This is a genomic window from Streptomyces rhizoryzae (assembly GCF_023155275.1).
Lineage (GTDB): Bacteria > Actinomycetota > Actinomycetes > Streptomycetales > Streptomycetaceae > Streptomyces > Streptomyces rhizoryzae.
Map to the genome: position 1 here is coordinate 20,260 of NZ_JALMUV010000027.1, position 23,780 is coordinate 44,039.

19 protein-coding genes are annotated in these 23,780 nt (G+C 73.2%); 11 read left to right on the forward strand and 8 right to left on the reverse strand.

Annotation, left to right across the window (positions count from 1 at the left end):
- Positions 1–734: 734 nt before the first annotated feature.
- From MUU72_RS21165 to MUU72_RS21180, 4 genes are all read right to left on the reverse strand, one after another.
- Entirely contained in the window at positions 735–1,910 is a 1,176-nt protein-coding gene (locus MUU72_RS21165; RefSeq protein WP_248014912.1) for a hypothetical protein, read from the reverse strand.
- A complete protein-coding gene (locus tag MUU72_RS21170; protein ID WP_248014913.1) occupies positions 1,892–2,632 on the reverse strand; it encodes an ABC transporter ATP-binding protein in 741 nt (246 codons plus the stop codon). Before MUU72_RS21170 ends, MUU72_RS21165 begins: the two co-directional genes overlap by 19 nt.
- Before the next feature lie 218 nt (positions 2,633–2,850).
- Positions 2,851–4,212 (reverse strand): aspartate aminotransferase family protein, encoded by a 1,362-nt coding sequence (locus MUU72_RS21175; protein ID WP_248014914.1) that lies wholly within the window; start codon positions 4,210–4,212, stop codon positions 2,851–2,853.
- Positions 4,213–4,214: 2 nt separating this feature from the next.
- Positions 4,215–4,688, reverse strand: a complete 474-nt coding sequence (locus tag MUU72_RS21180) for an Lrp/AsnC family transcriptional regulator (protein ID WP_016572225.1) — start codon at positions 4,686–4,688, stop codon at positions 4,215–4,217.
- 181 nt (positions 4,689–4,869) lie between these two features.
- On the opposite strand from MUU72_RS21180, the gene MUU72_RS21185 reads away from it, so the two are divergent.
- From MUU72_RS21185 to MUU72_RS21195, 3 genes are all read left to right on the forward strand, one after another.
- The gene (locus MUU72_RS21185; protein WP_248014915.1) at positions 4,870–6,324 is read left to right on the forward strand and encodes a gamma-aminobutyraldehyde dehydrogenase; all 1,455 of its coding nucleotides are present in this window, start codon (positions 4,870–4,872) and stop codon (positions 6,322–6,324) included.
- A gap of 133 nt (positions 6,325–6,457) precedes the next feature.
- A complete protein-coding gene (locus MUU72_RS21190; RefSeq protein WP_248014916.1) occupies positions 6,458–7,639 on the forward strand; it encodes a polyamine ABC transporter substrate-binding protein in 1,182 nt (393 codons plus the stop codon).
- Between the two features lie 54 nt (positions 7,640–7,693).
- Complete coding sequence (locus MUU72_RS21195) at positions 7,694–8,257, forward strand: HXXEE domain-containing protein (protein WP_248014917.1); 564 nt, start codon at positions 7,694–7,696, stop codon at positions 8,255–8,257.
- A 56-nt stretch (positions 8,258–8,313) separates the two neighbouring features.
- Here MUU72_RS21195 and MUU72_RS21200 read toward each other — a convergent pair whose 3' ends face one another.
- On the reverse strand, positions 8,314–9,336 hold the full coding sequence (locus MUU72_RS21200; RefSeq protein ID WP_248014918.1) for an adenosine deaminase: 1,023 nt from the start codon (positions 9,334–9,336) through the stop codon (positions 8,314–8,316).
- Positions 9,337–9,390: 54 nt separating this feature from the next.
- Positions 9,391–10,053, reverse strand: coding sequence for a riboflavin biosynthesis intermediates N-glycosidase (ybiA, locus tag MUU72_RS21205; protein WP_248014919.1), 663 nt, complete (start codon positions 10,051–10,053; stop codon positions 9,391–9,393).
- 201 nt (positions 10,054–10,254) lie between these two features.
- Here ybiA and MUU72_RS21210 point away from each other — a divergent pair, with 201 nt between their 5' ends.
- The 7 genes from MUU72_RS21210 to MUU72_RS21240 all read left to right on the forward strand — a co-directional run bounded on the left by MUU72_RS21210 (position 10,255) and on the right by MUU72_RS21240 (position 18,285).
- Complete coding sequence (locus tag MUU72_RS21210) at positions 10,255–11,772, forward strand: gamma-aminobutyraldehyde dehydrogenase (protein WP_248014920.1); 1,518 nt, start codon at positions 10,255–10,257, stop codon at positions 11,770–11,772.
- Between the two features lie 113 nt (positions 11,773–11,885).
- Complete coding sequence (locus MUU72_RS21215) at positions 11,886–13,133, forward strand: polyamine ABC transporter substrate-binding protein (protein ID WP_248014921.1); 1,248 nt, start codon at positions 11,886–11,888, stop codon at positions 13,131–13,133.
- 77 nt (positions 13,134–13,210) lie between these two features.
- Positions 13,211–14,374 (forward strand): ABC transporter ATP-binding protein, encoded by a 1,164-nt coding sequence (locus tag MUU72_RS21220; RefSeq protein ID WP_248014922.1) that lies wholly within the window; start codon positions 13,211–13,213, stop codon positions 14,372–14,374.
- Positions 14,371–15,315 (forward strand): ABC transporter permease, encoded by a 945-nt coding sequence (locus MUU72_RS21225; RefSeq protein WP_248014923.1) that lies wholly within the window; start codon positions 14,371–14,373, stop codon positions 15,313–15,315. The genes MUU72_RS21220 and MUU72_RS21225 overlap by 4 nt, the downstream gene beginning before the upstream one ends.
- Complete coding sequence (locus tag MUU72_RS21230) at positions 15,315–16,202, forward strand: ABC transporter permease (protein WP_248014924.1); 888 nt, start codon at positions 15,315–15,317, stop codon at positions 16,200–16,202. Before MUU72_RS21225 ends, MUU72_RS21230 begins: the two co-directional genes overlap by 1 nt.
- Positions 16,203–16,217: 15 nt before the next feature.
- Positions 16,218–17,645 (forward strand): NAD(P)/FAD-dependent oxidoreductase, encoded by a 1,428-nt coding sequence (locus tag MUU72_RS21235; RefSeq protein WP_248014925.1) that lies wholly within the window; start codon positions 16,218–16,220, stop codon positions 17,643–17,645.
- Between the two features lie 175 nt (positions 17,646–17,820).
- Positions 17,821–18,285, forward strand: a complete 465-nt coding sequence (locus MUU72_RS21240; protein ID WP_248014926.1) for a hypothetical protein — start codon at positions 17,821–17,823, stop codon at positions 18,283–18,285.
- Between the two features lie 127 nt (positions 18,286–18,412).
- Here MUU72_RS21240 and MUU72_RS21245 read toward each other — a convergent pair whose 3' ends face one another.
- Both MUU72_RS21245 and gabT read right to left on the reverse strand, forming a co-directional pair.
- The gene (locus MUU72_RS21245; RefSeq protein ID WP_248014927.1) at positions 18,413–19,126 is read right to left on the reverse strand and encodes a phosphatase PAP2 family protein; all 714 of its coding nucleotides are present in this window, start codon (positions 19,124–19,126) and stop codon (positions 18,413–18,415) included.
- Between the two features lie 655 nt (positions 19,127–19,781).
- Positions 19,782–21,131 (reverse strand): 4-aminobutyrate--2-oxoglutarate transaminase, encoded by a 1,350-nt coding sequence (gene gabT / locus MUU72_RS21250; protein ID WP_248014928.1) that lies wholly within the window; start codon positions 21,129–21,131, stop codon positions 19,782–19,784.
- A 254-nt stretch (positions 21,132–21,385) separates the two neighbouring features.
- Between gabT and MUU72_RS21255 the strand changes: the two genes are divergently transcribed.
- Positions 21,386–23,560 carry a type IV secretory system conjugative DNA transfer family protein gene (locus MUU72_RS21255; RefSeq protein ID WP_248014929.1) on the forward strand — a complete coding sequence of 725 codons (2,175 nt, stop codon included), beginning with the start codon at positions 21,386–21,388 and terminating at the stop codon, positions 23,558–23,560.
- Positions 23,561–23,780: the final 220 nt, after the last annotated feature.

Below are 23,780 nucleotides of genomic sequence, written 5' to 3' on the forward strand. Positions count from 1 at the left end.
GCGTCACCAACCAGCCGCCACCGGTCACCGGCCCGTCAACGTCCTTACACCAGCCAACGCCGCCGAGTCGGCCAACGCTGCTGCCCGGGCACCCGAACGGGCCGCCGCGCCACCCCACCCCACCTCACCCCACCCCACCTCATCCCGCCTCGGCTCGCGCAGCCTGTCGTCGACACCCGCCCCGCCGCAGTTCGCCACCCCGTCCGCCGGTCCAACACGCCTGGCTGCCCCCGGAGTTCCCGCCACTCCACGGCACGCCCTGCACCCTTCCGCCGCCCCTTACGTTCCGACGCGCGCCGACGACCCTCCCGGAACCCACGCCCGCATACCCCAGCCGCCGCCGACCCCAGGAGCCCAGCCCCCCGTCACCCCAAGCCCACCGACACCGACCCGCAACCGCCCCCACCACTCACAGACCCGCCCAGAACCCTCCACGTCCACCCGGACACGCGGCCCGCCCCAACCAGCCAACTCGACGCCCCGCCGACCGGACGCCACCGGCACCGCCAAACAAGCAAAGCCGAGCGAGACAAGCCAAGAAAGGAGCTCACCAAGCCCCTCGGCGCCGACACCACATCGCCGCCCCCCTCAATCGCTGACAACACCCACCGCACCGAGGCCAATCACCCGCCCCACCCAGGCGCCCGTCATCCAGCCACCCGCTCACCCCAGGCACCCGCCACCCCAGCCGTCCGCCACCCCCACACCGTCACCCGCCCGCGCCCTGCCCGCCGCTACTGCACCAGGGGAAGCGTCGCCATTTCCGCGACGGTCCAGGTGAGGGGGCCCAGGACGAGGAGGAGGGCGAGGGTGCGGAGGGCGGTGGCGCGGTGGAGGACGGAGGCGGTGGCGCCGAGGCGGCGCAGGGCGGCCGTGGTGCGGGCGCGGGCGGCCCGCGATTCGGCGGTGGCGGTGAGGGCGCTGACGGTGACGCAGGCCAGGACGACGGCCGTACCGACCGCGGTGAACGGGCCCGGGGGCCGGGCGGGGGCGGCCTCGTACACCGTGACGGCGGCGTAGGCGGCCGAGGCGACGGCGCACAGGACACCGAGCGGGCGGCCCAGGCGGCGGGCCTCCTCCTGGAGGACGCGGCCGGACAGCAGCCGCAGGGCACCGGGGCGGCCCGTGCACAGCAGCTGGCCCGACAGGTACACCAGGCCGGGGCCGGCCAGGGCGAGGCCGAAGGCGGCGAGGGCCCAGCCGGCCAGGACGCCGGGAGGGCTGCCGATCAGCCTGCCGGGCAGCGGCGGCAGTCCGCCGTGGGCGCCGGGGGCGGGAGAGGTGTAGGACTCGATGGCCAGGCCCGCGGCGGTCAGGGCGACGCCCCACGGCAGGCCGGTGGGGGCCGTCCGGGCGGCCGGGGCGGGGGGCTCGACGACGCCCGGTTCGGTACGGGGGCGCAGGGCGATGGCGGTGGCCGCCGCGGCGGTCAGCGGGACGAGGGACAGCAGCAGGAGGGCGCCGAGCAGCGGGACCGGGTGGCCGGCGCCGAGCAGGCCGGGCTCGACGCGGCGGGAGCCGGCGGCCTCCGCGGCACCGCCGAGGTCGCCGCGGAGCGCGAAGAAGGCGATGAGCGAGAGGAGGGCGCCGAGGGCGCAGGAGAGTGCGGTGGAGGCCGCGGCGAGCAGAGTGAGCCGGACGGGGCCCAGGCCGGCGGCGTTCATCCCGCGCTGGAGGCGGGCCGCAGGGTCCGTACGGGCCACCGAGACGGCGAGCTGGGCGGTGGCCGCGAGCGGAACGGCGCACCACAGGAGCCGGGCCAGGGAGGCGCCGGTCGTGGCCGGGTGGGCGGCGGCGTGGCCCAGGGCGGCGAGGACCAGGAAGCCGGTGCCGGCCGCGGCGGCGGCGACAAGGAGGCGGCGCAGCAGGACGAGGGGGTGAGCGCCACGGGCTAGACGGAGAGCGAGCACGCTTCCCTGCTTTCCTCGTCGGGGGCGTCGGCGGTCTCGGGGGTGGCGCCCGAGCGGCGGCCGTCGAGGAGCGCGATGGTGCGGTCGGCGAGCGCGGCGACCTGGGGGTCGTAGGTGGCCAGGATCACCGTGATGCGGTGCGAGCGGGCCGCGGTGGTCAGGGTGCGCAGCACCTGGGTGCCGTCGGCGGTGTGCAGGGGGGCGGTCGGTTCGTCGGCGAAGAGCACCTGCGGGGTGGTGGCCAGGGCGCGGGCGACGGCGACGCGCTGCCGCTGGGACTGGTCGAGGCGGGCGGGCCGGTGGCGGGCGCACATGCCGACGTCGAGGCGTTCGAGCCACTCGTGGGCGGTGTGCTTGGCGGCGCGGTGGCCGGTGCCGCGGAGCAGGAGGGGGAGGGCGGCGTTCTCCCAGGCGGTGAGTTCGGGGACGAGGTGGGGTTCGGTGTCGATCCAGCCGAACCGGTCCAGACGCAGCCGTTCGCGGCTGGGGGAGGAGAGGGTGTGGACGGCGGCGTCGCGGAACCACACCTCGCCCTCGGTGGGGACGAGCTGGCCGGAAAGGCACTTCAGAAGGGTGGTCTTACCGCTGCCGCGGGGGCCGGTGACGGCGAGGATCTCGCCCTCGCGGACGCCGAGGGAGACCCCGGTGAGGGCGGCGGTGGCGCCGTGCATGTGGTGCAGGCCGCGGGCCCGGAGAACGTCGTTGTCAGGCGGGGCCACCATCTGCACACCTCTCGCTTGTTCGCTGCCGTTCCCCCGGCCGGGGGAACGACCACGGAGGGTATCGGTCACCAGCACGGTAAGGAATCGCGTCCCCGGTCATTTGTGGCTCGGCAGCCACAACGGCCCAGATTCACTCCTCTGGGTGAGGGTGAGCGAATCCGGGCCGTTGGGGGAGGGTATTCAGTTGTTGCTCAGGGCGCCGGGAGGCGACGCGAGGATCAGAGCTTGGTCCACGCCTCGGTGAGGACGGAGCGCAGGATCTGCTCGATCTCGTCGAAGACCGGCTGGTCCGCGATCAGCGGCGGGGCCAGCTGGATGACCGGGTCGCCACGGTCGTCGGCGCGGCAGTAGAGGCCGTTGTCGTACAGCGCCTTCGAGAGGAAGCCGTAGAGGACGCGCTCGGTCTCCTCGTCGTTGAAGGACTCCTTGGTGGCCTTGTCCTTGACGAGCTCGATGCCGTAGAAGAAGCCGTTGCCGCGGACGTCGCCGACGATCGGCAGGTCGTGCAGCCGCTGCAGGGTGCTGAGGAAGTCGCCCTCGTTGTCCAGCACGTGCTGGTTGAGGCCCTCGCGCTCGAAGATGTCGAAGTTCGCCAGCGCCACGGCCGAGGAGACCGGGTGGCCGCCGAAGGTGTAGCCGTGCAGGAAGGTGTTGTCGCCCTTGTAGAACGGCTCGGCGAGGCGGTCGGAGACGATGCAGGCGCCGATCGGGGAGTAGCCCGAGGTCATGCCCTTGGCGCAGGTGATCATGTCCGGGATGTAGTCGAACTTGTCACAGGCGAACATGGTGCCCAGGCGGCCGAAGGCGCAGATGGTCTCGTCGGAGACGAGCAGCACGTCGTACTGGTCGCAGATCTCGCGGACCCGCTGGAAGTAGCCGGGGGGCGGCGGGAAGCAGCCGCCGGCGTTCTGCACCGGCTCCAGGAAGACCGCGGCGACGGTCTCCGGGCCCTCGAAGAGGATCTGCTGCTCGATCTGGTCGGCGGCCCAGCGGCCGAACGCCTCGGGGTCGTCGCCGTGGATCGGGGCGCGGTAGATGTTGGTGTTCGGCACCTTGTGCGCGCCGGGGACCAGCGGCTCGAAGGGGGCCTTCAGGCCGGGCAGGCCGGTGATCGACAGGGCGCCCTGCGGGGTGCCGTGGTAGGCCACCGCGCGGGATATCACCTTGTACTTGGTGTGCTTGCCCTGGAGCTTGAAGTACTGCTTGGCGAGCTTCCAGGCGGTTTCGACGGCCTCGCCGCCACCGGTGGTGAAGAAGACCTTGTTGAGGTCGCCCGGCGCGTAGTGCGCCAGGCGCTCGGCCAGCTCCACGGCCTTGGGGTGGGCGTAGGACCACACGGGGAAGAAGGCCAGTTCCTGGGCCTGCTTGTAGGCGGTCTCGGCGAGCTCCACGCGGCCGTGGCCGGCGTTGACCACGAAGAGGCCGGCGAGGCCGTCGATGTAGCGCTTGCCCTTGTCGTCGTAGATGTTGGTGCCCTCACCGCGCACGATCGTGGGCACGGGGGCGTTCTCGTACGACGACATGCGGGTGAAGTGCATCCACAGGTGGTCGTACGCCGTCTTGGAGAGGTCGGCGCTCATTGCTATCTCGTTCCCCAGGTGTAGGTCTGCTTCCGGAGCTTGAGGTACACGAAGCTCTCGGTGGATCGGACGCCGGGAAGCGTGCGGATCCGCTTGTTGATCATTTGCAGAAGGTGGTCGTCGTCCTCGCAGACGATCTCGATGAGGAGATCGAAGGAACCTGCCGTCATGACGACGTACTCGACTTCTTCCATGGTCGTCAGGGCGTCGGCCACGGGGTCGAGGTCACCCTCGACGTTGATGCCGACCATTGCCTGCCGGCGGAAACCGACCGTGAGGGGGTCGGTGACCGCGACGATCTGCATCACGCCTTGGTCGAGCAGCTTCTGTACGCGCTGGCGTACCGCCGCCTCGGACAGGCCGACGGCCTTGCCGATCGCGGCGTACGGACGGCGCCCGTCCTCCTGGAGCTGCTCGATGATCGCCAGGGAGACGGAGTCGATCGACGGAGTGCCGTTTCTGTCACGAGTGGCCACGTCCCTCACTGTGCACGAGGTTCGACGGTATGGCAACCCCGATTCGATGAAATCAGTTGTTGATCGAGGGAGATTTCACTGATTCCGTTGTTCGAACGGTGTGGGTGTGTTGAAAACGTGGGTATCGCGGCTAGTGTGGGATCCCAACCACCGGTACATCCGAAACTGAAGGGGGCGCACAGTGACCACCGCACTGCGTCGTCTGCGCAACTACATCGACGGGGAGTTCCGGGACGCCGCCGACGGGCGGACCACGGAGGTGGTCAACCCGGCGACGGGTGAGGCGTACGCCACTGCCCCTCTGTCCGGTCCCGCGGACGTGGACGCGGCCATGGCCGCGGCCGAGGCCGCCTTCCCCGTCTGGCGCGACCTGGTCCCGGCCGAGCGCCAGAAGGTCCTGCTCAAGATCGCCGACCGCTTCGAGGAGCGTGCCGAGGAGCTGATCGCCGCCGAGTCCGAGAACTGCGGCAAGCCGATCGCCCTGGTCCGCTCCGAGGAGATCCCGCCGATGGTGGACCAGATCCGCTTCTTCGCGGGTGCCGCCCGGATGCTGGAGGGCCGCGCGGCCGGCGAGTACATGGACGGCTTCACCTCGATCATCCGCCGCGAGCCGGTGGGCGTCTGCGCCCAGGTCGCGCCGTGGAACTACCCGATGATGATGGCCGTATGGAAGTTCGCCCCGGCGCTCGCCGCGGGCAACACCGTCGTCCTCAAGCCCTCCGACACCACCCCCGCCTCCACGGTGCTGATCGCCGACATCATCGGCAGCGTCCTGGACGAACTGGGCCACCCGCGCGGGGTGTTCAACGTCGTCTGCGGCGACCGGGAGACCGGCCGCCTGATGGTCGAGCACAAGGTCCCGGCGATGGCGTCGATCACCGGCTCGGTGCGCGCCGGCATGCAGGTCGCCGAGTCCGCCTCCAAGGACCTCAAGCGGGTCCACCTGGAGCTCGGCGGCAAGGCCCCGGTCGTGGTCTTCGAGGACACCGACATCGCCAAGGCCGTCGAGGACATCGCCACCGCCGGCTACTTCAACGCCGGCCAGGACTGCACCGCCGCCACCCGCGTGCTCGTCCAGGAGTCCATCCACGACGAGTTCGTCGCCGCGCTCGCCAAGGCCGCCTCGGAGACCAAGACCGGCGCGATCGACGACGAGGACGTCCTCTACGGCCCGCTGAACAACGCCAACCAGCTGGCGCAGGTCAAGGGCTTCATCGAGCGGCTGCCCGCGCACGCCAAGATCGAGGCCGGCGGCGAACAGGTCGGTGAGAAGGGCTACTTCTTCGCCCCGACCGTCGTCTCGGGGCTGAAGCAGGACGACGAGATCGTGCAGAACGAGGTCTTCGGCCCGGTCATCACCGTCCAGTCCTTCACCGACGAGAAGCAGGCCGTCGAGTGGGCCAACGGCGTCGAGTACGCCCTCGCCTCCTCGGTGTGGACCAAGGACCACGCCCGCGCGATGCGGCTGTCCAAGTCCCTGGACTTCGGCTGCGTGTGGATCAACACCCACATCCCGCTGGTCGCCGAGATGCCGCACGGCGGCTTCAAGAAGTCCGGCTACGGCAAGGACCTCTCCGCCTACGGCTTCGACGACTACACCCGCATCAAGCACGTGATGACCTCGCTGGACGGCTGAGCCGGCCGGTCCGCACCGGGGGACCCCACCGTCGGGCGGCACGGAACGCTCGACACACCGTCGCGGGCGGAGGCCCGGCAATTGACGCTCTGTCTCTTGCCGCCTCCGCCCGCGGCACGTGAGAGTGCTCGCCATGGCTGATCTTTCGCGGCGTTCGCTGCTTCGGGGCATGGGCGGAATCGGTGTGACCGGGGCGCTGGCCGCCCTCACCGGATGCGGGGTGCCGGCGGCGTACGTGGACGCCGCCGACCGTCTGGCCCCCGACCGCTCCGCCGAGGACCGCTCCCTGGTCTTCGCCAACTGGCCGCTCTACATCGACGTGGACGACCGCGACCCGCAGCGCCGCCCCACCCTGGACGCGTTCGAAAAGCGGACCGGGATCTCCGTGACGTACACCGAGGAGATCAACGACAACGACGAGTTCTTCGGGAAGATCAGCCCCGCGCTGATGAACCACCAGCCCACCGGCCGGGACCTGGTCGTCATCAGCGACTGGATGTGCGCCCGCTACGTCCGGCTCGGCTGGGTCGAGACGATGGACCGCGCCGCCCAGCCGAACGTCGCCCGGTACCTCGACCCGCAGCTGCGCTCCCCGCACTTCGACCCCGGCCGCACGCACTCCGTGCCCTGGCAGTCCGGCATCACCGGCATCGCCTACAACCGCAGGAAGCTCGGCCGGGAGATCCGCCACACCTCCGACCTGTGGAAGGACGACCTGCGCGGCCGGGTCACCCTGCTGTCCGGGCTGGACGAGGCATTCGCCATGCTGCTCCAGGGCAACGGCGTGGACATCACCCGCTGGACCGCCGACGACTTCCACCGGATGATCGACCAGGTCAGCGGCCTGGTGCGCAAGGGCCAGATCCGCCGGTTCACCGGCAACGACTACATCAAGGACCTGGACTCCGGCGACGTCCTCGCCGCGCAGGCGTACTCCGGCGACGTGATCCAGCTCAAGGCGGACAACCCCGACATCGAGTTCGTGGTGCCCGAGGAGGGCGCCGAGCTGTGGGCGGAGAGCATGATGATCCCCAACCTCGCGGCCCACAAGCGGAACGCCGAGCGGCTGATCGACTACTACTACCAGCCGGAGGTCGCGGCGGAGCTGACCGCGTGGGTCAACTACGTCTGCCCGGTGCCGGCGGCGCGCGAGGTGCTCGCCTCGTCCAAGGACAAGGAGCGCGCGGAGCTGGCCGAGGACCCGCTGATCTTCCCGGACGCGGCGATGCGCAAGCGGCTGGCGATCGCCCGGGACATCACGGCGAAGGAGCGGACCGAGTTCGCGAAGGCGTGGAACGGGATCGTGGGGCTGTAGGCCCCGCCGGGGCGGTGCGCGGGGGCGCCGCCCCGGCTGCCAGACTGCACAGTCATGCCGAACGGAAGACGCTCCCCGGCCGGGGAGCCGCAACTGCCGCCCCGGGTCCCGCCCGCCGTCACGCTGGGGCTGTTCGCCGCCTGGGCACTCCACGACACCGAGGAGGTGCTCTTCGGGCCGCGCTGGGCGCGGGAGCACGTACCGGAGCTGCGCGAGCGGTTCCCGCAGGTGCCCGAGCGGGTGTGGCGGGCGCTGGCGGGCGCCACCGAGCGGGAGTTCACCGCGGCGGTGGCGGTGATGGCCGTCATCGTCGCCGGGGCCGCGGCCCGCGGCTACCGCACCGGCGGCCGGTCGGCGTTCTTCCAGGCGACGCTGGACGGCTTCGGGCTGCACGGACTGCTGCACCTCGCCCAGGCCGCCGCCGTCCGCGGCTGGACCCCGGGCTCGGCCACCTCGCCGGTCCTGGTCATCCCGTTCTCGCTCTGGGCGCGCGGGAGGCTGCGGCGGGCCGGGGTGCTGCGGCCGGCCGGCCCGCGCGGGGTGCTGTGCGGTGTGGCCGCGGCGGCGGGCGCCACCGTCGTCGCGCACACCGTGGCGCGGCGGCTGACCAGGGGCTGAGGGCCGCGGCGGGCGGGCGGCGGCCCCGTGCCGCGCCCGCCCGGCCGGGCCGGCGGTCAGCCGCGCCAGTTGGCCGCGTAGGCGTCGATCTCGGACGCCAGACGGGCCTTGGCGGTGTCGTCCATGAAGGAGGCGGTGACCGCGTTCCTGGCGAGGGCGGCCACGCCGGCGGCGTCCAGGCCCAGCAGGCGGGCGGCGACGGCGTACTCGGTGTTCAGGTCGGTGCCGAACATCGGGGGGTCGTCGCTGTTGATCGTGACCAGCACACCGGCCTCGACCATCTCCCGGACCGGGTGCTCCTCCAGGGTGCGGACCGCCCGGGTGGCGATGTTGGAGGTCGGGCAGACCTCCAGCGGGATGCGGTGCTCGGCGAGGTGGGCCAGCAGCGCCGGGTCCTTGACGGCGCTGGTGCCGTGGCCGATCCGCTCGGCGCGCAGCTCGGTCAGCGCGTCCCAGATCGTGCCGGGGCCGGTGGTCTCGCCGGCGTGCGGGACGGAGTGCAGCCCGATGGCCAGCGCCCGGTCGAAGTACGGCTTGAACTGCGGCCGCGGCACGCCGATCTCCGGCCCGCCCAGGCCGAACGAGACCAGCCCCTCCGGCTGGAGGTCGCAGGCGATCCGGGCGGTCTCCTCGGCGGACTCCAGGCCCGCCTCACCGGGGATGTCGAAGCACCAGCGCAGCACCACGCCCAGCTCGGACTCGGCGGCCTTGCGGGCGTCCTCGATGGCCTCGACGAAGGCGGCGTCCGGAATGCCGCGGCGGGTCGAGCTGAACGGCGTGACGGTCAGCTCGGCGTAGCGGATCTGCTGGCGGGCCATGTCGCGGGCGACCTCGTACGTCAGCAGCCGGACGTCCTCGGCGTCGCGGATCAGGTCCACGACGGAGAGGTAGACCTCGATGAAGTGCGCGAAGTCGCGGAAGGTGAAGTAGTCGGCGAGCGCCTCGGGGTCGGTGGGCACGGCCGAGTCCGGGTGCCGGGCGGCGAGTTCGGCGACGATCCGCGGGGAGGCCGAGCCGACGTGGTGGACGTGCAGCTCCGCCTTGGGCAGACCCGCGATGAAGGCGTCGAGGTCGGACAACAATTCCTCCTGGGTGGTGGGGCGCGGCGGGCGGTGCGGTCCGGTGCGCTCCGGTCATCGTAGGCGGGAGCGGCGGGCGGCCGGCGGGGCGGTGGCCTGCCCCGGGCCCTCCTCCGCGGCCAGCAGCTGCCGGGCCGCCATGAGGGCGAAACCGAGGAGGTTCAGACCGCGCCAGCGGGCCGGGTCGGCGGCGCGGTCGTCGTCGGCGGCCAGCCCGATGCCCCAGATCCGGTCCACCGGACTCGCCTCCACCAGCACGCGGGAGCCGGTGCCCAGCAGGAAGCTCCGCAGCGCGGGGTCCTGGCCGAACTTGTGCCGGCTGCCCTCGACGACGAGGCCGGAGCGGTGGCGGGCCCACACCTCCTCGTCGAAGCCGCGGACGGTCCGCCCGGCTTCCTTGGCCTCCTGGGGGTGGCCGGCGGCGAGCGCCCGGCGCTCGGCCTCCGCGTCGCCGAAGAGGCGGGCCTTGCCGGCCATCATCCAGTGCTCGGCGGTGGCGTAGCGGACCCCGCCGACGGTGAAGGGGGAGGGCCACCACTGGCTGAAACAGCTCGTCCCCAGGCCGCCGCCGCGGGGCGGACGATGCCCCCAGAAGTGGACGTACTCCACGCGCTCACCGGCGGCGGTCAGCGCGCACAGCTCCGCGACCGAGCGCGGACCGTCCGCCGGGCGCTCGTCGGTGCTCACCGGGGCCTGGCCCGGGCTGTCGTGCATCATGCCGGGATTCTGCCAGCGGGCACCGACAACGTGTCGGGGTTTTTCGCCACCGAATTCGCAGAATTCGTCGCGTAACCAAAAGGCAACAACGGAATCACTTGTTGGTCGCCTTGCCCTCTGTCAAGATCGGCCATCGATTCCGGACACAGCTACGCCTGGCAGTGCCGCTGAGCGGCCCCGGCGCCGGCGGAGGAGAGCACCATGGACCAGCGATTCGATGTCACCGAGCGATTCGCCGAGGGCGCGCAATTCATCGCCGGAAGTCTGCGGACCGGCACCTCAGGCCGTGGCCAGGACGTCGTCGACCCGGCCACCGGCGACACCGTTCTGCGGTACGACCTCGCAGGTACCGGCGATGTGGACGACGCCGTGGCGGCCGCAGCGCGGGCCTTTCCCGACTGGGCGCGGGCCACCCCCGCCGAACGCTCGGACACCCTGCACCGCTTCGCCGCGGCGCTCGCCGAGGACGCCGAGGACCTCGCCTACGCGGAATCCCTGAACTGCGGAAAACCGGTCAAGCTCAGCACCGGGTTCGATGTGCCGGGGACGATCGACAACGCCGCGTTCTTCGCCGGTGCCGCCCGCCATCTGGAGGGCCGGGCGGCCGGGGAATACAGCGGCGACCACACCTCGATGATCCGCCGCGAACCCCTCGGCGTGGTCGGCTCCATCGCCCCCTGGAACTACCCGCTCCAGATGGCCGCGTGGAAGGTGCTGCCGGCCGTCGCCGCGGGCAACACCATCGTGCTGAAGCCCGCCGAGATCACCCCGCTCACCTCGCTGCTGTTCGCCCGCGCCGCGCAGCGCGCCGGACTCCCCGACGGGGTGCTCAACATCGTCTCCGGGGCGGGCCGGGACGCCGGTGAGCACCTGGTGGGCCACCCGGACGTGGCGATGACCTCCTTCACCGGCTCCACCGCCGTCGGCAAGCGGGTCGCCGAGCTCGCCACCGGCACCGTCAAGCGGATCCACCTGGAGCTCGGCGGCAAGGCCCCGTTCGTGGTCTTCGACGACGCCGACCTGGAGGCCGCCGTGCACGGCGCGGTCGCCGGCGCCCTGATCAACACCGGCCAGGACTGCACCGCCGCCACCCGCGCCTACGTCCAGCGGCCGCTGTACGACGCGTTCGTCAGCGGCGTGGCGGACCTGATGGCGACCGTGCGGCTGGGCGACCCGTTCGACCCCGCCACCGACCTCGGCCCGCTGATCTCGCACGCCCAGCGGGACCGGGTGGCCGGCTTCGTGGAGCGCGCCCGCGGCTACGCCACCGTCGTCACCGGCGGCGAGGCACCCGGCGGCGACCTGGCCAAGGGCGCCTACTACCGCCCCACCCTGATCGCCGGCGCCGCGCAGGACAGCGAGATCGTCCAGGCGGAGATCTTCGGCCCGGTCCTGGCCGTGCTGCCCTTCGACAGCGACGACGAGGGCCTGGCGCTCGCCAACGACACCCCCTACGGGCTGGCCGCCTCCGCCTGGAGCCGGGACGTCTACCGCACCGGCCGGGCGGTCCGGGAGATCAACGCCGGCTGCGTGTGGGTCAACGACCACATCCCGATCATCAGCGAGATGCCGCACGGCGGCGCCAAGGCGTCCGGCTTCGGCAAGGACATGTCGGCCTACTCCTTCGAGGAGTACACGCAGGTCAAGCACGTGATGTACGACAACACCGGGGTGGCCAGGAAGGACTGGCACCGGACCGTCTTCGGCGACCGCGGCTGACCGGCGTCCCCCGGACACCCCGGCCGCGGGCGCCGCACCGCCCGCGGCCGGGGCCGCGCACCCCGCCACCACCGGCCGCGCGCCGGGCACCACCCCTTGAAAGGCCACCGCGCATGGAGCACCACGAGCAGCCCGCCCCCCTGTCCCCGGCCGAGCTCACCGCCGTGCGCCGCAGCCTGACCAGCGGCCGGCTCGCCATGACCCGCCGCACGCTGCTGCGCGCCGCCGGCGTCCTGGCGGCCGCGGCCGGCGGCGGGGCCGCCCTGACGGCCTGCGGGATCGCCCCCGCCGGACGCACCGACGCGGCCCTGACGGTGGACCACTCGGCGGCCGAGCAGCGCCTGCACTTCTCCAACTGGGCCGAGTACATGGACGTCAGCGACGACGGCCGGCGCCACCCGACGCTGGACGCCTTCCGGCGCCGCACCGGCATCACCGTGACGTACACCGAGGACATCAACGACAACGACGAGTTCTTCGGCAAGGTCCAGGGCCAGCTCGCCAACGGGCAGGACACCGGCCGCGACCTGATCGTGCTCACCGACTGGATGTGCGCGCGGATGATCTCCCTCGGCTGGATCCAGCCGCTCGACGCCGCCCGGCTGCCGCACGCCCGCGCCCACCTCGCCCCCGCATACCGCAACCCGGCCTGGGACCCCGGCCGCCGGCACTCCTACGTCTGGCAGGGCATCCCCGCCGTCATCGCGTACAACATCCGCGCCACCGGCGGCCGGACCGTCGACTCCGTCGGCCAGCTGCTGGAGGACCCGCGGCTCACCGGGCGGGTCGGTTTCCTCTCCGAGATGCGCGACACCGTCGGGCTGACCCTGCTCGACATGGGCAAGCGGCCCGAGGACGTCACCGCCGACGACTTCGACGCCGCCCTCGCCCGGCTCCAGAAGGGCGTCGACACCCGGCAGATCCGCCGTTTCACCGGCAACGACTACACCACCGACCTGGACAAGGGCGACCTCGCCGCGTGCGTCGCCTGGGCCGGCGACATCGTCCAGCTCCAGAGCGACAACCCCGACATCCGCTACGCCGTCCCCCGGGCCGGCTACATGACGTCCACCGACAACCTGATGGTGCCCGCCAAGGCCCGCCACAAGGAGAACGCCGAACGGCTCATCGACTACTTCTACGAGCCGGCGGTCGCGGCCCGGCTCGCCGCGTCCATCAACTACGCCTGCCCCGTCGACGGCGTCCGCGAGGAACTCGCGAAGATCGACAAGGAGCTGGCGGCCAACCCGCTGATCCTCCCCGACCGGGAGATGACGGCCCGGTCGCACTCCTTCCGCGCGCTGACCCCCGAGGAGAACCGGGTGTTCAACCAGAAGTTCTCCGACCTCACCGGCGTCTGAGCCGGTCCCGGCGGCGCCCGGCCCGCACACCGGGCCCGCCCGAGCCGTTTCGCCCACCGACCCACGGGACGACCCCTATGACCCAGACCGAGACCCCCGAAAGCAGCGGCGGCGACGTCCGCCTCCGCGGGATCAGCAAGACCTACGGTTCCTTCACCGCCGTCCACCCGCTCGACCTCACCATCCCCGCCGGCTCCTTCTTCGCGCTGCTGGGCGCCTCGGGCTGCGGCAAGACCACCACCCTGCGCATGATCGCCGGCCTGGAGGAGCCCACCACCGGCACCGTCGAACTCGCCGGCCGCGACGTCACCGCCCTGCCGCCGTACAAGCGCCAGGTCAACACCGTCTTCCAGAACTACGCGCTCTTCCCGCACCTGGACATCTTCGAGAACGTCGCCTTCGGCCTGCGCCGGCGCGGCATCAAGTCCGTCGCCCCCCAGGTCGAGGAGATGCTCGACCTGGTCGAACTCGGCCCGATGGCCCGCCGCAAGCCGCAGCAGCTCTCCGGCGGCCAGCAGCAGCGGGTCGCGGTCGCCCGGGCGCTGATCAACCACCCCGAGGTGCTGCTGCTGGACGAGCCGCTGGGCGCCCTCGACCTCAAGCTGCGCCGCCAGATGCAGCTGGAGCTCAAGCGCATCCAGACCGAGGTCGGCATCACCTTCGTGCACGTCACCCACGACCAGGAGGAGGCCATGACGATGGCCGACACCGTGGCCGTGATGAACGGCGGCCGGGTCGAACAACTTGGCGCCCCCGCCGAGTTGTACGAGAACCCCGCCACCACCTTCGTCGCCAACTTCCTGGGCACCTCCAACCTCATCGCGGCCGAGGTCACCGAGGCCGGCGGCGAGGACCTGCTGCTGGCCGCCGGCGGCGCCACCCTGCGGCTGCCCGCCCGCCGCTGCCGCACCGCCGCCCGCGCGGGCGGGCAGGTCCTGGCCGGCGTCCGCCCCGAGAAGGTCGCCCTGGCGCACGCCGACGACGCCGGGGAGGTCCCCGCCGGCCACAACCGCCTCACCGGCCGGGTCAAGGACGCCAGCTTCATCGGCGTCTCCACCCAGTACGTCATCGACGTCCCCGGCGTCGGCGAACTCTCCGTCTACGAGCAGAACATCGGGCGCGACGGCCGCCTGGTGCCCGGCGCCGAGACCGTCGCGCACTGGAAGCCCGAGCACACCTTCGGTCTCGACGCCGGACAGGACATCTCCGCCGGCGCGGACCTCGGCGAGGAGGCCGCATGACCGCCACCGCCACCCCCGCGCCACCGGGGCCGCAGCCGCGGACCGAGCCCGCGGCGCCCCCGCTGCGGAAGACCCCGGCCCGCAAGCGGCTGATCCCCTACTGGCTGCTGCTGCCCGGCATCCTCTGGCTGGTCGTCTTCTTCGCCGCGCCGCTGGTCTACCAGGCGTCCACCTCCCTCCAGACCGGCTCCCTCGAAGACGGCTTCAAGGTCACCTGGCACCTCGCCACCTACTGGGACGCGCTGGCCGAGTACTGGCCGCAGTTCGTCCGCTCGGTGGCCTACGCGGCGGTCGCCACCGTGCTGTGCCTGCTGCTCGGCTACCCGCTGGCGTACCTCATCGCGCTGAAGGCGGGGCGGTGGCGGAACGTCCTGATGATCCTGGTCATCGCCCCGTTCTTCACCAGCTTCCTGATCCGCACGCTGGCCTGGAAGACGATCCTGGCCGACGGCGGCCCGGTGGTCGGCGCGCTCAACGCGCTGCACGTCCTGGACGTCACCAGCGCGCTGGGCATCACCGAGGGGCACCGGGTGCTGGCCACCCCGCTGGCGGTGGTCTGCGGTCTGACCTACAACTTCCTGCCGTTCATGGTCCTGCCGCTCTACACCTCGCTGGAGCGCATCGACCCGCGGCTGCACGAGGCCGCCGGCGACCTCTACGCCCGGCCGGTCACCACCTTCCGCCGGGTCACCTTCCCGCTGTCCATGCCCGGCGTCGTCGCCGGCACCCTGCTGACCTTCATCCCGGCCGCCGGCGACTACATCAACGCCGAACTGCTGGGCTCCACCGACCAGAAGATGATCGGCAACGTCATCCAGTCGCAGTTCCTGCGGGTCCTGGACTACCCGACCGCCGCCGCGCTCTCCTTCATCCTCATGGCGGCCATCCTCGCCATGGTCACGCTCTACATCCGCAAGTCCGGGACGGAGGACCTGGTCTGATGGCGGCAACCGACACCCCCGCGAAGGACCCGGCCGCGGCGGCGGCCCCCGCGGCGGCCCCGGCCCCCGCGCCCGCGCCCCGGCGCACCCCCGGCAAGGGGCTGCGCTGGCTGCGCCGCAACCTCGTCACCCTGGCGGGACTGGCCACCCTGGCCTACCTCATCCTGCCGAACGCCGTGGTGATGGTCTTCTCCTTCAACAAGCCCAACGGGCGCTTCAACTACCAGTGGACGCGCTTCTCCACCGACGCCTGGACCGACCCGTGCGGCGTCGCCGACATGTGCGGCTCGCTGGCGCTGAGCCTGGAGATAGCCGTCTGGGCGACCGTCGGCGCGACCGCCCTCGGCACCATGATCGCGTTCGCGCTGGCCCGCTACCGCTTCCGCGCCCGCGCGTCCGTCAACACCCTGATCTTCCTGCCGATGGCGATGCCCGAGGTCGTCATGGCCGCCTCCCTGGCCACCCTCTTCCTCAACATGGGCATCCAGTTCGGCTTCTGGACGATCCTCATCGCGCACATCATGTTCTGCCTGAGCTTCGTCGTCACCGCCGTCAAGGCCCGCGTGATGAGCATGGACCCGCGGCTGGAACAGGCCGCCCAGGACCTCTACGCCACCCCCGTGCAGACCTTCCTGCGGATCACCCTGCCGATCGCCGCACCCGGCATCGCGGCCGGCGCCCTGCTCTCCTTCGCGCTCTCCTTCGACGACTTCATCATCACCAACTTCAACGCCGGCTCCACCGTGACCTTCCCCATGTTCGTCTGGGGATCGGCACAGCGGGGCACACCCGTTCAGATCAATGTCATCGGTACGGCGATGTTCCTGGTCGCCGTCCTCTGCGTGCTCGTCGGCCAGCTGGCCGGCAAGCGCCGCAAACGCAGCTAAGAGGAGCTGAGAACCATGGCACGAGCTGCCATGAAGACCTCGGGGGCCACCCCCGTCCACGCGCTGGCCGACGCCGCCCCCACGCCGTTCTGGCTGGAGGACCCGGCCCGGCCGGCCGCCGAGCCCGCCCTCGTCGGCGACGAGCACTGCGATCTGCTGGTCGTCGGCGGCGGCTACTCCGGACTGTGGACCGCGCTGCTGGCCAAGGAGCGCGACCCGCAGCGCGATGTCGTCCTCATCGAGGGCCAGGAGGTCGGCTGGGCCGCCTCCGGCCGCAACGGCGGCTTCTGCGCCGCCTCCCTGACCCACGGACTGGGCAACGGCCTGGCCCGCTGGCCCGGCGAACTGGCCAGGCTGGAGGAGCTGGGCGCCCGCAACCTCGACGCCATCGAGGACGCGGTCGCCCGCTACGGCATCGACTGCGACTTCGAGCGCACCGGCGAGATCGACGTGGCCACCGCCCCGCACCAGGTCGCCGAGCTCCGCGAGACGGCCGAGGAGGCCGCGCGGCTGGGCCTGGCCGGCCCGGAGTTCCTCGACCGCGACGCGGTGCGCGCGGAGGTCGACTCGCCCACCTTCCTCGCCGGCCTGTGGGACCGCACCGGCGTCGCCATGGTCCACCCGGCCAAGCTCGCCTGGGGCCTCAAGCGCGCCTGCCGCTCCCTGGGCGTGCGCGTCTACGAGCACACCCCCGGCACCCAGCTGTCCTCGCGGGGGGCCGGCATCGCCGTCCGCACCCCCTACGGCCGGGTCTTCGCCCAGCACGCGGCGCTGGCCACCAACGCCTTCCCGTCGCTGGTCAAGCGGGTCCGCCCGTTCATCGCGCCGGTCTACGACTACGCGCTGATGACCGAGCCGCTCAGCGCCGAGCAACTCGCCGCCGTCGGCTGGAAGAACCGGCCGGGCCTGAGCGACAGCGCCAACCACTTCCACTACTTCCGGATCACCGCCGACCACCGCATCCTGTGGGGCGGCTACGACATCATCTACCGCTACGGCGGCGGCGTCCGCGCCGAGTACGACCAGCACCCGGAGACCTACCGCAAGCTCGCCGGGCACTTCTTCACCTGCTTTCCGCAGCTGGCGGGGATCCGCTTCACCCACACCTGGGGCGGCGCGATCGACACCTGCTCCCGCTTCTCCGCCTTCTTCGGCACCGCGCACGGCGGCCGGGCCGCCTACGCGCTCGGCTACACCGGGCTCGGCGTCGGCGCCACCCGCTTCGGCGCCGAGGTGATGCTGGACCTGCTGGCCGGGGAGCGCACCGAGCGGACCGAGCTGGAGATGGTGCGCAGCAAGCCGCTGCCGTTCCCGCCCGAGCCGGTCCGGTCGCTGGGCATCGGCATCACCCAGTGGTCGATGACCCGCGCCGACGAGAACGGCGGCCGCCGCAACCTGTGGCTGAAGGCCATGGACAAGGTGGGCCTGGGCTTCGACAGCTGACGGCCGGAACGTCAGGCGCCTTTGAGGGGCGGGCGGCCCGCGCGGCCGCCCGCCCCGCGCGTCCGCCGGCTGCCGGTGTGCGGAAAATCCCCCGCCGACCCGTGTAAGGATCCGGCCGCACCCCCTTCTCCCCTGGCAGACACGGCCCGCCCGGGCCGGGAGAGGGAGGGAAGAGATGACCGCCACGGGAGCGCACGACCCGGTGGACTGGCTCGCCTTTGCCGCACCGGACCCGGCGGCCTGCCGCCGCGCCTGGGAGCGCAACCCGCTCGGGGTGGCGCTGCTGGAGGCCGGCCGCCGCTGGGACGTCCTGATCACCGAGGGGGCCCTGGGCCGTCCGGCGCTGGCGGTGCTGGCCCGCGGCGAGGGCCCGCCCGGGCCGGTGCTGTCGGACTTCCGGGACGCCCGGACGGGTTTCCTCGTCCCGCCCGGCACCGCCGCGCACTGGCTGGGCACCGGCGTGCGTGCCGCGGGCCCCGGCACCTGGATCGTGGTGCCGTACCCCGGCCGGGCCACCGGCGGAGTGCGCTGGCTGGTCCCGCCGGACGGCTCGGGCACCCTCACCGACCCGGCGGCCCTGGAACGGGCGCTGCACGCAGCGGTGGCGGCCGGCGCCCGGCGGACGGGGCGGGGGCGGTGACGGGGCGGACCGGGGTGCCCGGCCCGGGTCACCCGGTCCGGGGCCGTGCGGGCCGGAACGTCAGGCGCTGCTCCCGCAGCTTCTGACGCTCTGCCGGGCGCGCCCCCACTCATTTCCTGACACCCCGTCAGGTTCGTTGCGGCTCCCCTCCCGTACCCCACCGGTCGCACACCGCGCACCACACCGGCAGCAGGACCGCGGCCAGGCACCAGGAGCCGAGGACATCCAGCGGCCAGTGGTAGCCCTGCCGCACCAGCCCCAGCCCGACGCCCGCGTTGAGCAGCCCGGCCGCCACCGCGGCCACCCGCGCACCCAGCCCGCCGGCGGGGCGCTGCCGCCCACCGGTTCCCGCCGCCGGCCGCCCGGCCCGCGGCGTCGTACGCGCCCGCACCAGCAGCAGTGCCACCAGCCCGTACGCCACGGCCGCCGTCGCCCCGTGCCCCGAGGGGTAGAACCCCTCGTGCACACCGGCCATCCGGGCCGGCCCCGGCCGGTCCAGCCACACCTTGAACGGGACGACCAGCGCGGGCACGGCGGCGAGGGCGCCCAGCGCGGCGAGCGGCGGCAGCCACCGGCGGCCCGTGCCGCGCCGCGTCCGCCACAGCGTCCACCCCGCCGCGGCCAGCAGCACCGGCAGCGCCACCACCGTGTTGCCGAGGTCCGCGAAGAACTGGGCGAGCGCCCCGGGCACGGCACTGGCCACCACCTCGCGCCCCAGCCGCTCATCGGCCGCGCGCACCGCCCCGTGCGCCGCCACCTGCCACGTCACCAGTGCGAAGAGCAGCGCACCGGTCAGTGCCACCCCCGCGTACCACCGCCGGCGCCACCCTCCGCCGCTCACGTCCCCACCTCGCCCCGCACTCCCCGGATCCGCGCCCGCAGTCCGCGGCCCGCAGCTCCTCCCGGCCTTCATCTGACGGCCCGCGGCGGCACCCACTGTCCCACGGCCGCAGCCACCTCATCACCCCGCTCGGCCACCGCACAAACGCGCCCGCCGGCCGCTCGCGCACCGCCGGTGCCCGGGAAGTCCGCCGAGGTCCGGGAAGCCGGCGCGGCGGGCGGAAAAGGGCGGCCGCTCCGGAACAGGGGGGTAGTTCCGGAGCGGCCGAGGGACCGGTGTGCCGCGCGCCCCGGGGGGTCTGGGGCGGGCGGACATCCGATCGGTGAGGATTCCCGGGGACTCGCGTGCCAGGGGCCCCGGTGGTGTGCGCGAGGGCACGGCCGGGTCGAAGCCGGGCAGGCGCCGACCGGGCGCCGCCCGCAGTCCCCTGCGGGCGGGTGTTTCTCTCATCTGCCGAAACGGTACGGCACCGGCGGCGCGCCCCGAAAGCCGCATCACGCGCCCGCCATTGCCCCCGCACATCTTCTTCACGCCCCCCGGCCGCGGCGCCCGAACCCGTAACCGGGCGCGGAAACGGGCGCGGCCCGGGCACGGCTGTTCACCGTGCCCGGGCCGCGCCCGCCGTCCGGTCCGCGACCGGTCCGCGTCCGCCGGCTCAGAGCCGGCCGAAGGCCGCCTCCAGGATGTCCAGGCCCTCGTTGAGCAGGTCCTCGCCGATGACCAGCGGCGGCAGGAAGCGCAGCACGTTGCCGAACGTGCCGGTGGTCAGCACCAGCAGGCCCTCCTGGTGGCACGCCTTGGCGAGCGCCCCGGTGGCCTCCGGGTTCGGGTCCTTGGAGCCGGACTTGACCAGCTCGATCGCGATCATCGCGCCGCGGCCGCGGACCTCGCCGATGATGTCGAACTTCTCCTGCATCGCGGACAGGCGGCCCTTCATGACCTCCTCGATGCGCTTGGCCTTGGCGTTCAGGTCCAGCTCGCGCATGGTCTCGATGGAGCCGAGCGCGGCGGCGCAGGCCACCGGGTTGCCGCCGTAGGTGCCGCCCAGGCCGCCCGCGTGCGCGGCGTCCATGATCTCGGCGCGGCCGGTCACGGCCGCCAGCGGCAGACCGCCGGCGATGCCCTTGGCGGTGGTGATCAGGTCGGGCACGATGCCCTCGTCCTCGCACGCGAACCACTGGCCGGTGCGGCAGAAGCCGGACTGGATCTCGTCCGCGACGAAGACGATGCCGTTCTCCTTCGCGAAGTTCACGATGGCCGGCAGGAAGCCCTTGGCCGGCTCGATGAAGCCGCCCTCACCGAGCACCGGCTCGATGATGATCGCCGCGACGTTCTCCGCGCCGATCTGCTTGGTGATCTGCGTGATGACCTGCTCGGCGGCCTCCTCCGCGCAGTTCTCCGGGCCGGTCAGCCAGCGGTAGGGGTAGGCCAGCGGCACGCGGTAGACCTCGGGCGCGAACGGGCCGAAGCCGTGCTTGTACGGCATGTTCTTCGCGGTCAGCGCCATCGTGAGGTTCGTCCGGCCGTGGTAGCCGTGGTCGAACACGACGACCGCCTGGCGCTTGGTGTACGCGCGGGCGATCTTGACGGCGTTCTCGACCGCCTCCGCGCCCGAGTTGAACAGCGCCGACTTCTTCTGGTGGTCGCCCGGCGTCAGCTCGGCCAGCGCCTCGCAGACCTCCACGTACGGCTCGTACGGCGTGACCATCGCACAGGTGTGGGTGAAGTCCGCGAGCTGCGCGGCGGCCCGGCGGACGACCGCCTCCGCGCTGTTGCCGACCGAGGTCACCGCGATACCGGAACCGAAGTCGATCAGCGAGTTCCCGTCCACGTCCTCCAGGACCCCGCCGCCCGCGCGCTTGACGAAGACGGGCAGCACCGCGCCGACGCCGGCGGCCACGGTCTCCTGCTTGCGCGCCCACAGCTCCTGGGACTTGGGGCCGGGGATCGCGGTGACGACGCGACGCTCCTGGGGGAGGGCGGGTCCTCCGGACAGTTCGGTCATGACAGTCTCCTGGGGGTGGAACACGGACGTACAGAGGTCTTGTTCTCGCAGGTTAGGGGCGGTGGGGCGGGTCTGGCATGTTCCGTTCGGGAGAAGTGCGCGTGTTGCGTTGTCCGCACCGGACATAGCCAGGGCGCGCGGCCAGTAAATTGAGCGGCGGCACGCCCGGCTCGGCGCGCCAGCGCGGGCATGACAACGACAGGCCGGCGAACCGACGCGGCAGGCCACGTCTCAAGGGGGACAAGGGGCACCCGATGGACACCGAGGGCACGCAGGACGCACAGCACACCGCCGCACCGCCGCCGTCCGGGGAGCGGCGCCCCGATCCCGCCGTGCCGCGCCCGGCGGCGCCGTCCGCCCCGCCGCGGCCCACCGCGCCGCCGGCCGTACCGCCCGCCCCGCCGGCCACCGCCCCGGCCGGGTCCCAGCCGCCGTTGCTGACCTGGCTGCGCACGCCCCGCCCGGCCGCCGCGCCCGGCATCTGGACGTACGGGCACCGGCCGCGCGCCGAGAAGGAGCCCGAACGGGTCCCCCTGCGGCAGCTGATCAGCGGAGCGGTGATCTCGTTCCTGTGCGGGTGGCTGCTGTGGTCGCTGCTGTGGAACGGGTATCTGGGCCCGTACTGGTACTGGCCGCTCCAGCTGCTGCGCCCGGATTCCTGGGCCGCGGCGCGGACGCCCGGGGACCACACGGCGTACTTGATCCTCAGCAACGCCTACTACGGGCTGTGGATCCTCGGCATCGCCCTCTTCTTCGGCCGCCTCGGCCGCTGGCCCGAGCTGGCCCGCCGGGTCCTGGGCCCGCTGCGCCGCGCGCGGGACCGGGCCCCCGCTGCCCGGCCGGAACCGGGCGCCGACCCCGCCCAGTGGCCCGAACTCCGCGCGCACGGCGCCCCGGACGCCGCCGACCGGCTCACCGCGGAGGCCCGCGCCGGCGCGATGAACGACGTGGACGTGGCCCGCATCCGGCGCGCCTGGGCCTCGGTGCGCTCCGGGGCGCACTCCCTGGCGTCGTTCACCGACGCCGTCCTGCGGCACGGCGCCGCGGCCTGCGCCCACCCCTCCGGCCAGCGCGACCTGGCCCGCCGCACCGCCCCGCACGACCTGCTCGCCCACCAGGTCCGGATCGGCACCGCCGCGGACCACCCCCGCAACCCCTACCGGCACCGGGGCAGCGGCTGCGCCCTGGAGCCGCGGGTGCTGGGCACCTCGCTGCTCGCCGTCGGGCCCGCCGGGAGCGGGAAGACCACCCGGCTCGTCCGCCCGGTCGTCGAGGCGATGTGCCTCCAGGCACTGGCCGGGCAGTGCGCGGTGATCGCGGTCGGACCGGCCGGCGCCGCGCTCGGCGGGGACGACGCGTTCGACGTGGTGGTCCGGATCGGCCGCCCGGACCCGGAGTGCGACCTCGACCTCTACGGCGGCACCACCGACCCCGACGAGGCCGCCGGCATCCTCGCCGAGGCCCTGGTCGGCGACCTCGCCGCGCAGCTCCCCGGCGGCGACAGCCGGCGCGCCGCGACCGCCCTGGCTCAGCTGCTCGGCCCCTTCCGCGCCGCCCACGGCCGCTTCCCGGCCGTGGGTGAGCTGCGCGAACTGCTGGACGGCGCGCCGGGCGCGGTGGCCGCGCTGCGGGCCGCGCTGGAAGCCGCCGGCGACCACACCCTGCTGCGCGAACTCGACGCCCGCGCCCGCCAGGCCGAGCGCCCCGGCGACGTCGGCCTGCTGCTCGCGGACCGGATCGCGCTGCTCGACCGTCCCGCCTTCGCCGCCTTCTTCGACCCCACCGGCGCCACCCGCCAGGTCTCGCTGCGCTCCCTGGACCACCCCCTGCGGGTCCGGATCGAGCTTCCGGAACGCGGGCACGCCGAGGCGTCCCGGATCCTGGCCCGGCTGGTCCTGGCGCAGTTCACCGAGTGCGCGGTGGCCCGGTCCGACCGGTCGCTGTTCGCCTGCCTGGTCCTCGACGAGGCCGCGCACACCATCACCGCGGAGGCGCTGCGCGGCCTCCAGCGGCTGCGCTCGGCCAACGCCGGGGCGGTGCTGACCCTGCGCTCCCTGGACGACGTCCCCGAGTCGCTGCGCAGTGCGCTGCTGGGCTCGGTCGGCTGCCGGATGGCGTTCGCGGGCGTCACGCCCTGGGACGGGGCGCCGTTCGCCGAGGTGTGGGGGAAGGAGTGGGTGGAGACCCGCGACGTGACGGACCGGCAGATCATCGCGCACGGTGCGGGCATGAAGGCGTTCCACCTGGTCCGCCAGCTGGTCACCGGCAAGGCCGCCACCTCCAAGGCCATCACCGTCCGCACCGTCGAACGCGAGCGCTGGTCCGCCTCCGACCTGGCCAACGCGCTCCCCGCCGGCCACGCCGTCCTCTCCGTCACCACCGTCGAGGGCGAGCACGCCCCGCCCGTCCTGATCGACCTGCGCGCCTGACGGGGCCCTGCCGGTCGCCGGGGGCGGCGGCGTCCGGCAGGGCCGTTGCGGTGGGAGGTGTTCGGGAAACCGTCCGCTGAGGCAGAATCGAGAACAGCCGTTCATACGGGACGGCGTACTCGCCAGCCGTTCACCCGGGCGGCGCGGACGACGGCGGAAGCCCGGCGGGAGCCGGCAGCAGGGCCGGCGCCGCCGGTCGCGCCCCGCGCCCGCCCGCCGC

Bases quoted from the DNA above. Each gene is read 5' to 3' on its own strand.
- MUU72_RS21195 (WP_248014917.1), top strand. From the start codon at position 7,694: ATGCCGAACGGAAGACGCTCCCCGGCCGGGGAGCCGCAACTGCCGCCC.
- MUU72_RS21175 (WP_248014914.1), bottom strand. From the start codon at position 4,212: ATGAGCGCCGACCTCTCCAAGACGGCGTACGACCACCTGTGGATGCAC.
- MUU72_RS21235 (WP_248014925.1), top strand. From the start codon at position 16,218: ATGGCACGAGCTGCCATGAAGACCTCGGGGGCCACCCCCGTCCACGCG.
- MUU72_RS21255 (WP_248014929.1), top strand. From the start codon at position 21,386: ATGGACACCGAGGGCACGCAGGACGCACAGCACACCGCCGCACCGCCG.
- MUU72_RS21220 (WP_248014922.1), top strand. From the start codon at position 13,211: ATGACCCAGACCGAGACCCCCGAAAGCAGCGGCGGCGACGTCCGCCTC.
- ybiA (WP_248014919.1), bottom strand. From the start codon at position 10,053: ATGATGCACGACAGCCCGGGCCAGGCCCCGGTGAGCACCGACGAGCGC.
- MUU72_RS21230 (WP_248014924.1), top strand. From the start codon at position 15,315: ATGGCGGCAACCGACACCCCCGCGAAGGACCCGGCCGCGGCGGCGGCC.
- MUU72_RS21225 (WP_248014923.1), top strand. From the start codon at position 14,371: ATGACCGCCACCGCCACCCCCGCGCCACCGGGGCCGCAGCCGCGGACC.
- gabT (WP_248014928.1), bottom strand. From the start codon at position 21,131: ATGACCGAACTGTCCGGAGGACCCGCCCTCCCCCAGGAGCGTCGCGTC.
- MUU72_RS21190 (WP_248014916.1), top strand. From the start codon at position 6,458: ATGGCTGATCTTTCGCGGCGTTCGCTGCTTCGGGGCATGGGCGGAATC.
- MUU72_RS21170 (WP_248014913.1), bottom strand. From the start codon at position 2,632: ATGGTGGCCCCGCCTGACAACGACGTTCTCCGGGCCCGCGGCCTGCAC.
- MUU72_RS21210 (WP_248014920.1), top strand. From the start codon at position 10,255: ATGGACCAGCGATTCGATGTCACCGAGCGATTCGCCGAGGGCGCGCAA.
- MUU72_RS21215 (WP_248014921.1), top strand. From the start codon at position 11,886: ATGGAGCACCACGAGCAGCCCGCCCCCCTGTCCCCGGCCGAGCTCACC.
- MUU72_RS21240 (WP_248014926.1), top strand. From the start codon at position 17,821: ATGACCGCCACGGGAGCGCACGACCCGGTGGACTGGCTCGCCTTTGCC.